Source organism: Vibrio sp. Vb1166, from assembly GCF_033338695.1.
Taxonomy (GTDB): Bacteria; Pseudomonadota; Gammaproteobacteria; order Enterobacterales; family Vibrionaceae; genus Vibrio; species Vibrio alginolyticus.
Window position 1 is genome coordinate 38,468 of record NZ_JAWOTE010000030.1, and the last position, 10,310, is coordinate 48,777.

At 44.7% G+C, this 10,310-nt stretch carries 3 protein-coding genes; all 3 read left to right on the forward strand.

The genetic code is table 11. From position 1 onward, the window contains the following. Positions 1 to 145 precede the first annotated feature (145 nt). From fes to R7E51_RS21030, 3 genes are read left to right on the forward strand one after another with little or no spacing between them, the layout of a single operon-like run. Positions 146 to 1,465: an enterochelin esterase gene (gene fes, locus R7E51_RS21020; RefSeq protein ID WP_206958502.1), complete on the forward strand. Its 1,320-nt coding sequence runs from the start codon at positions 146 to 148 to the stop codon at positions 1,463 to 1,465. A gap of 23 nt (positions 1,466 to 1,488) precedes the next feature. After that, positions 1,489 to 1,683: an MbtH family protein gene (locus R7E51_RS21025; protein ID WP_206958500.1), complete on the forward strand. Its 195-nt coding sequence runs from the start codon at positions 1,489 to 1,491 to the stop codon at positions 1,681 to 1,683. A 53-nt stretch (positions 1,684 to 1,736) separates the two neighbouring features. Then, positions 1,737 to 10,199: an amino acid adenylation domain-containing protein gene (locus R7E51_RS21030; protein WP_206958498.1), complete on the forward strand. Its 8,463-nt coding sequence runs from the start codon at positions 1,737 to 1,739 to the stop codon at positions 10,197 to 10,199. Positions 10,200 to 10,310: the final 111 nt, after the last annotated feature.

Below are 10,310 nucleotides of genomic sequence, written 5' to 3' on the forward strand. Positions count from 1 at the left end.
TGTTGTAACAACATTTATGTAAAAAAGTGTTGCGGCAATAATACTAATGATAATTATTATTATTTACAACAATGATGATATAAGTTTGTGCTATCTCATTACTAGAAGATATGCATGAAGTATCGACGTACAAGTTGGATTTGTGATGGATATAAAGGCTTTTCGAATAATAGAAAATAAGAATATCAATAGTGTTTTAAGTGGTTTGCTTGAAGATAATGAAGAAGTAGGAGCCCCATGTTGGTGGAACGAGGTGCAGACAAAAGGAACACCTTTTATCCTTTCCCAAGATAATACAAGCGTTGAGCTGCTATTTCTTTGGCGAAACACGGATGACAGTGTTAAGGAAATATACATTGATATCAATGGTATTACTGATCATCACAGCTTTGATATGGCAAGGCTTACTCATGTCAAAGGAACGGATGTTTGGTTTTATAAGGCAAGGGTAAACAGTACGTGGCGTGGGAGCTACACGTTTATTCCAGTGACACATGAACGCGTCCAACCAGCGTACCACGGAACATACCAAGAGAAACGCACCAAGCATCGGGAGTGGTTGAGAACCATTTTTCCTCTTAGTGTTCGCGATGATTTAAGTAAAAACAATTTGTCAGCCTGCGAATGGGGACGTTCGAAAACGCCGCTATCTATGCCAAAGGCAGTATCGCAAAGTGCTTGGTCAAGGTTCGATACAAAAAATGGCAATGTTCAGGCAGGAGCGGGCATGCAGCTGGCTTGGACTAGCCAGTGTTTAGGTAATGAGCGCTATGTTTGGTTGTATTCGACAGCCAGCGCTGACCAAATGGATGAACTGCCATTGGTTTTAGTCTTAGATGGTCAATTTTGGTCTCAATCCATGCCTCTGTTCAGTGCGCTGACCGATGCGACGAGCAGCGGTCAGCTTCCACCTGCCTTGTATGTCTTCATTGATGAAATCAATGGAGCGCTGCGTAGTGAAGAATTCAGTTGCAACCCTTTGTTTTGGCAGGCTATCACTCAAGAACTGCTGCCGTTGGTTGGTCATTATTTCCCAATTACTAATGAGGCTAATCGTACGGCTGTTGTTGGGCAAAGCCTTGGTGGTTTGAGTGCGATGTATGCCGGATTGAACCATCCGGACCGTTTTGGTGCGGTTGTTTGTCAGTCGGGTTCATTCTGGTGGCCTGATTTTTCGTTAGTGAAGCCACCTAGTGAATATTCTCCTCTTCAAACAAGCGAACCTTTAACTCAAATGAGTCAATTGGTTCATTCTGGCCTTGGTTCTAACGTAAAGCTAAGTGTTTTTATGGAAGTTGGGTTAGGGGAAGACATCATGGTGGACTTGAGCCAAGACCTATACCAGCAACTTAAGCAACAAAACCATCGGTTATCGTTTCGCACCTTTGATGGTGGACATGAACGCCTGTGTTGGCGCGGAGGCATCATTGATGGGTTGTCATATGTTTTTAATTTTGAATCCTGATTTTTCTATGATTGGAGTTAACTATGTCTGAGAAATACATTAATCCTTTTGACGAACCTGAAAACCAGTTCTTTGTGCTGATTAATCACAACAATCAATATAGTTTATGGCCTGAGTTCAAAGGGATCCCTCCTGGCTGGAAAAGCACATTTGGTCCGTCACTAAAGCAAGGCTGCATTGATTATATCGAAGCGAATTGGCACGACATTCGTGTGTAAAAAACAAACAAATAGCCACGACGATAATAATTAAATTTCTAAGGAATAAACCAATGCGCACTCAACAAGTGCAAGATAATTTATGGCCTCTATTGGGCACACAACAAGGAATTTGGTTCGCTCAGCAAATGATGCCAAACCCTGAAGAATTCAACGTCGCACATTATGTAGAAATTGAAGGTCAAGTTGATACGTCGGTTTTTAGGCAGGCAGTGGCCAAAGGGCTTAACACTGCAGATTCATTACATTGTCGTTATGTAGAAGTCGAAGGCGTAATCAAACAGCAATTTCTAGCCGGAACGGCTTTAGAAGATGTTCTGGAGGTTTTCGATTTTTCCCATTTAGAGCAGCCAAAAAATGCTGCATTGGAATGGATGGAAAAAGATCTGCAAACAGCCATTGATATTCAAGGCAATGTAAGACGCTACCGTCACTGTCTAATTCAAATTGGCTCCAAGCAAGCACCAAAGTGGCTTTGGTACCAGCGTTATCACCATATTGATGTTGATGGATTCAGTTTTAACGCAATTAGCCAAAATATCACCCGTCACTACAATCACATGACACTCGGAACGTCCGAGCCTGAAGGTTTTACACCAATGGCCAAGGTAGTCGCGGAACATGGTCAATTTATCGAATCAGAGCAATACGACAAAGCACGATATTTTTGGAAGGAGGCCGGAAGGTCGTTGCCCGCTCCGCCTTCTTTAACCACAGGTGGAACCGATAAGGCACGTTTTGGTGTTGTTAAGCAGCACATTAGTCTTCGTGGTGGCGATTGGCTACATGCGCAAGGCAATAATGTACTGCCTTCAGAGCTCGCAATGGCTCTTGTGTTTGCGTATTTACATTTACACAGTGGCAATGACGACGTCTGTGTCGGCTTCCCGTTTATGCGCCGAATGGGCAGTTCGGCAATGAGTGCCTCTGGTGCGGTTGTGAATGTACTACCTTTGGCATTTTCTGTTGATAAAACTATGAGTATTACTGATGTCGCTCGGGTGATGAATAAAGCCATCAGACAAGCTCGTCGTTACCAAATGTATGATGCAGAGCAAATCTCGCGTGATTTAGGCAAAGTAGGGCAACCCTTGTACGGACCAATGCTCAACTTCAAGCCATTTGAAGATGAACTGCATGTTGGTAGCAATAAATCGAAAACGAATATCTTATCTGCAGGTCCGATCGATGATATTGAATTTTCTCCTGCATTAAGTAACAGCAAGCTCGAGATTGAGATCACAGCCAATGCGCAAAAGTATAATACCCAATCATTAACGATTCATGCTAATCGATTTGCCAACATGGTAGAGCAAATCGCGCAAACCCCATCCATTACACTCGCTGAAATTGCACTTGTTCCTCAAAGTGAACAGCAAAGTATTGATGATTGGTCTGTTGGCAATCGATGGCAAGATCCGTATCAAGATAAGTCTGTTCTTGATGTTTTGGAACGCAATGCTGCACAAACACCAGATGAAACTGCGCTCGTTTATAAGCAACAAAAATGGAGCTTTCAGTCACTGCGTGAAGCCATTGAGCAGCGCGCTGCTCAGTTGCGTACTTTGGGTATAAAACAAAAGCATGTTGTAGGCGTGGCATTGCCTCGAAGTCCAGAAACCGTGGTTACTATGCTGGCTATCATGCGCTGTGGTGGGGCTTACTTGCCAATAGATCTTGATTATCCCCAAGAGCGTATAGAGACTATCCTTGAACAGGCTCAACCTCAAACAGTTATTGTTGAAGATAGAGAAAACCTGTCATGGGGGGAATTAGCAAACTGCACAACACTTGCTGAATTAACCGCTCAACAGATTTCAACCCCAGAACAGATTGATATCTCCAAGCATGATGTCGCCTATATCGTATTTACCTCAGGCTCAACAGGTAAGCCGAAAGGTGTTATGAACACACATGGCGCGTTACTTAATTTACTTCATTCTCATCAAAACTCTATCTTTGGGAAGGCGATATCAAGCCTAGCGACAAATCGTTCAACTGAGCCGGAAAAGATTACGGTCAGGGCCTCACATACGACTTCATTTTCATTTGATGCTTCTTGGGAACAAGTTATTTGGATGCTATGCGGGCACACGCTTTATCTTTACGATGATGATCAGCGCAAAGATGCCTATGAATTAGTTAAATGTGTAGAAAACGACCGCATCGATGCAATGGACTTACCCCCATCGCTGTTTAATCAGATGCTTGATAGTGGGCTTATGGAGCAGGTTTATACTCCGACTCTGGTTCTCATCGGCAGTGAAGCGATACCAGAAAAACTGTGGGAGCGGGTGGGGAATTACCCTCAATTGTTGGTAGAGAACTTCTATGGCCCAACAGAATTTACCGTAGATGCCGTGAGTGCTCCTCTAAATGCAGATACCACCCCTGTGATTGGCCGTCCGATACTCAACGCTAAAGCCTATGTTTTGAACAATGCATTGCAAGAAGTGCCTGTCGGCGTAGCCGGTGAGTTATACCTTGCAGGTGCAGGGCTGGCGAAAGGCTATTTGAATCAACCGGGAATGACAGCAGATCGATTTGTTGCCAATCCATTTGAGCACGGTCAGATAATGTACCGTACGGGTGACTTAGTAAAATGGCGCGAGAATGGGCAGTTAGACTTTATTGGTCGAACGGATGATCAAGTCAAAATTCGTGGTTTCCGTATCGAACTTGGGGACGTAGAAAGCGCAATCAACAATATCCCAGATGTGGATTCATCCGTGGTGATTGCAGAACGTTTTGGAGATTCACACCGTTTAATTGCGTATTGCACATTAGTCAGTCATGCGAAGGGGCATACCTCTGAGCAGCAATTACTCGATGAAATGAGTCAGGCATTACCAGAATACATGGTTCCGGCAGGTTTGATGATCCTTGACGCGTTTGCGTTAAACGTCAACGGGAAAATCGACAGAAAGTCATTACCAAACATTGATCTTACCAATCGCGAAGAAGTGATAGCTCCGGTTACAGCAGAAGAAGTTGCTCTATGTAGTGCCATTGCAGAATTGCTTGGTGTTGCTGATGTTGGCATTTCAGATGATTTCTTTAACCTCGGTGGGGATAGTATCTCCGCAATGGGGCTTGGCACCATTTTGCGTAAAGTTGGCTTCGAACTCCGCCCCAAAGAAATCTTTGCCGCCCGTAGAGTCGGTGATATGGCAAAAGTGATGAAGCTACTTAACCAGCAAGAGCATGTGGCGCAAGAAGGGCAAATAAAGCCGTTGCCAATGTGGCGATGGTTTGAAGATACCTTCTCGGAGGACACCAACTATGTTCAAAGTGTCTTTGTCGAAATCGAAGCTGATGTTACGTTGAGTGCGCTACAACGAGCGCTGGTGAAACTGGTATCGATGAATTCGGTGTGTCGCTTAATAAAGAAAGAATCGCAATATTATATCGAATCGATAGATCAACTTGATGTCGCATCGTGGGTGGAGCATCTAACAGTAGGCGAGCTAAAACATGCCGATATTGATGCCATATTTGATCAGTATGGTAAGACAATGAGCTTGGCTAATGGTCAGTTATTACGGTTAGTGATGTTAAGTGATAGTAAAGGGCAATGTGGCCTGATGATCTTAGCCCATCACTTGTTGATTGATGGTGTCTCTTGGCGTGTGTTATTGCCTCAGCTTAAATCACTAACTCGCGCGGAAGTTTCCGGTCATGACATCGCCATTCCAAACGAAGTCACGGGTATCAATACCTGGTCTCATGCGCTGCACAATTATTTGGATGTCGCGGCTCAGCAAATGGCGGATTGGCGAGCACGAGAAAGTCGTTCTGTCACACCGTTCAAACCTGCGCAAGAGGATTGCCGAGTTAAGCATTGCCGAAATAAACTGGCAGCCGCTACTACAGAGCGTGTGCTTGAGTTCGGTCAACTGTCAGAGTCGATTGATATTGAAGAAATCTTACTTTCATCCGTAAGTGCTGCCATTGCTAATGTGTTTGGCAACGAGGCGATTAAATTCAATCTTGAATCTCATGGGCGAGAAGAGTTTGACTCGTCCATCAACCTAAGCCAAACCATGGGTTGGTTTACCACAGAGTATCCTTTGGTTGTGGCGTTGCCGGAATCAGGGACAACGGTTGACTTGCTGCGTGAGGTAAAGCAAGCCAAACGGAGTATTAAGGATAAAGGGTTGGGGTATATGGCTTTGCTCCATCTTGATAATCCTCATCGTAACGAGTTAAAAGAACTAGCAAGTCGTTATAAGTCGTCGGTACTCTTTAACTATTTGGGCCGATTTGAGCAATCGTCAGAGAAATGGTCGCCACAAAGTCGAGCTAGAAAATTTGCTGATACCTTTGCTGTTCTGTTAGACAGTGAACAAGCACTGCAGCACGATCTCGAACTGAATATTTTTGTCGATGAAAATGCAGCCGCGCCCGTATTTGCATTGAACTGGTCATGGAACGAATTCCAGTTTAGCCAAAATGAAATCGATGTTATTAGTGATAAAATTGAAGAGAATCTGAATTCCATAGTTGATTGGCTTTCTTCGAGAACAATGTTGGCTGAAGAGCTAAAAGTGCCAGCTGAATTGACGGTTGTCGGTATTTCATTGCCACAAGCTTCAAGTCTTGAAAAGCGATATGGTGAGCTTGCAGATGTGCTTCCGGCCTTGCCTTTACAAGAAGGATTGTTATTCCAGTCACAACTGGGTGATGAGAACAGTAATTACAATTCAACAACGCGCTTAACCTTTAACGGTGAAATCAATATTGGACATGTTAAGCGTGCTCTTAATGTGGTGATAAGCCGTCATCCTCAATTAATGGCTAAGTTTGATAGTGATATACTGGGTAAAACCGTTCAGCTTATTCCTAAGGAGCTTGGTGAGTGGCCAATCGAGAGTCATAGCATTACTTCGATGGAAGAAAGCGAGCAGCAAGCGTATCTGACTTGTTATGAGAAAAGTGAGCTGACGCGTCAGTTTGATCTCAGCAACCCTGAACAATCACTATTAAATGCGAGTGTGATTTATCATGGTGATAACCAAAGTACTTTGTACATCTCAGCTCATCACTTGGTGGTTGATGGTTGGTCGACGCCGATTTTGTTGAGAGATTTCCTAACGGCATATGCAAGTAGTGCTGATGTTTTAACGCCGATTAGTGCAAGTTATGCCAGTGTTGTTGAGCAGCTTACGGGAAGAGATAAAAAAGCCGCTCAGCAACGATGGGTGGATGTGTTACAGGGCGTGAACCCAGCCATTGCATTTGAAGATATTCCCGTCACAGATAGGCTCAACGAGCTCGAACTGTTTATCCCAGAAGACAAAACTCGAGCGATCAATCAGCTACTTCGCCACTATGGCCTTACCATGAACTCATTAATGCAAGGTGTTTGGTCGAGCATTCTTGGCAGCATGATGGGCAGAGAAGATGTAGTGTTTGGTACGCCGATATCAGGTCGTTTTGGTCATGTGGAAGGGATTGATGAACATATTGGTTTGTTCAGTAATACCATTCCGGTAAGGATGAAACTCAAACCAGAGCTAAGTTTGCTTGAGCAGCTAATAGCGCATCAAGAAATTCAGATTCAATTACTAGAGCATGATGAACTTGGTTTGGGTGAAATTCAGCAATTGGCTGGCGGCGAAACGCTATTTGATACGCTGCTGGTGGTTGAGAACTATCCAGACCATTCTGATTGGTTTAACAAAGACTATGCAGGGGCGCAGCTGTGCGATATTCATAACCGTGGCTACACTCATTACCCATTAACGCTCTTAGTGTTACCGGGTGAGCAGATCCATATTCTGTTTGAATACCGCGATACAGCGGGTGTCGCTGAGCAAGTAATGCAGCGCTTTGAACAAGTGTTAGATGCGATTATCGCGTCACCAGAGGCAAGTTTGACCCAGTTAGATTTACGTCTTGCTGATGAAATTGAGTTACAGCAACGTATTAACCAGACCAAAGTTGCGTTACCAGAGCAAACCTTGCGTTCGTTGATGGCGCAACAAGCTGAGAAAACGCCCGAGAAGCTTGCTTTGATTGATGAAGACCGAAGTTTCACTTATCGCGAAATGAGAGGGCAGGTGAAAGCGATAGCAGAGTTACTTTGGCAGCACAAAGTGAGTGTTGGCGATATTGTTGCCGTTGCGTTGTCACGAAGTACGAAGTTAAGTCTTGCGTTCAATAGTATTATTGAATGTGGGGCCGCTTACTTACCGCTTGACGTGGGTTATCCAGACGAAAGGTTGGCGTACATGGTCAATGATGCGAAGCCTAAGCTGATCATCACGACATCTGAGCACCGAGCGCGCTTTTCTGCATTCGGAGAGTTGCTGATTTTGGATGAACTTCCTAAACCAGTGGCTTCCACGCTGACGGAAGAGAAGGATGGACTTACGCCTTATCATGGGGCCTACATTATCTATACATCTGGCTCGACAGGGAATCCGAAAGGCGTGTTAGTTTCGCATCAGGCTATCGTAAACCGCCTGAAATGGATGCAGCATGAATATACACTCAATGCGCAAGATGTGGTCTTGCAAAAAACGCCATGCAGTTTTGATGTTTCCGTCTGGGAGTTCTTCTGGCCGCTGATTGAAGGTGCGAGCTTGGTCATGGCACCACCGGAATCGCATAAAGATCCGGAGTGGTTAATGCAGATCATCAATGACTACAAAGTGACAACCATGCACTTTGTACCGTCTATGCTTGCTGCGTTTATGGCATCGATAGAAAACAGTCATGAACAAGGTGAGCGTGTCGCTCGAAGCTTACAGCGTGTTTTCTGTTCTGGTGAGGCATTATCGAAAGAACTGTCTAATCAATATGCACGCTGGATAGAGGCGCCATTACACAACTTATATGGTCCAACTGAGGCGGCGGTTGATGTGACGTATTGTCCGGCTTTTGGTTCTATTTTAGCTGAAAGCTTAGGGACGAGTGTGCCGATCGGTCTACCCGTATGGAATACGCAGGTGTATGTGCTAGATAGCTTCCTGAGAGAAACGCCAGTGGGTGTCCCCGGTGAGTTGTATCTAGCTGGTGATCAATTGGCTATCGGCTATTTGAACCGCAGTGGATTAACGGCAGACAGGTTTATTGCGAATCCGTTCTCGAGTGGGGAGCGTATGTACCGTACAGGAGATGTTGTTCGTTGGCTACCCTCTGGAAAAATCGAATACCTTGGTCGAAGTGATGATCAATTAAAAATTCGTGGTCAACGGATTGAACTGGGAGAAATCGAAACGGCGCTTCAATCGCTTGCAGGTGTTAAGCAGGCCCTTGTCTGTGCAAAATCCTTGAGTAATGAAAAGGCCATGGCGGGTGCGGATGATCGCCAGCTTGTGGGTTATGCGATCCTCAATGATGGTGTCGAAACGGAGAGCGAAACTCTGCGCAGCAAACTGGCAGAGCATTTGCCAGCTCACATGGTTCCTGTTGCCATTATCTTGATGGAAGAATACCCATTAAGTGCCAACGGCAAACTTGATCGCAAAGCGTTGCCTCTCCCGAGTGACGTTGTTACTGGTTCTGGGCGAACGGCACGACCAGGGATGGAAACTCAACTTGTGAGCATATTTGCTGACGTGTTAGGGCTGGATACTCTGTCTGCAGAAGATGATTTCTTTGCCTTAGGTGGTCACTCATTAATGGCAATGAAGCTGGCAGCAGATATTCGTCGAATTCTTAATGTTCCTGTGACCATTGGTCAAATCATGGTGAATCCAACACCAGAGAAACTGACGGCATTATTATTAGACGATGAAGCGCTAAACGATCCAACTCTTGCTGGCTTTGGTGAAGTCCTGCCAATAAGAGCGGGATCTGGTCCTGCGCTCTTCTGCATCAATTCCGCCTCTGGCTTCGCGTGGCAATATACAGGTTTACCTAAATATCTGGATGGTCACTATCCAGTGTTTGGTCTGCAATCACCACGTCCAAATGGTGCCATCTCTGCGGGGCGAGACATGGAAGATGCTTGTGATATTCATATGAAAGCATTGAAGCAATTACAGCCTGAAGGGCCATACCATTTACTAGGCTATTCCTTTGGTGGAACAGTAGCTCAAGCATTGGCATCTAAACTGCGACGTCAAGGTGAAGAAGTTGCATTCTTAGGCTTGCTAGATACCTACCCACCTGAAGGCCAAGATTGGGAAGGGCCAATGAATGAAGAGGCGCAAGACGAGATCGAAAGAGAAAAGGATTTGTTCTTAGCAGCAAATGACATTACAGATGATGAATTGGACAAGCAACGTATGGCGATGTTTAAAGATATTACATCGAACTATGAAGATGCTGTTCGGCTATTATCTAGTGCAAAATCATCACTTTATGATGGTGAGGTGAATTTGTTTGTGGCTGAACGTACCTTACCGGAGGGGTATGACATTGATGCGCATTGGAAGCCATTTATTACCAGCTTGCACAAGCATTATTTTGAGTGTTCGCACGAAGATATTATCGCGCCTGAAAACGTTGGTGATGTTGGGGAGCAGCTAAATACGTTGCTTAGTGGACTCCCAAGTTTGAAGTAACAAAAATAAAACCGGCGAAATCGCCGGTTTTTTATTTTCAGCCCTAAACCACCTACTTCAGTAGGTGGTTATCATCCGTTTCGGCTTTGCCTGTAAAACTACTCATGCTAA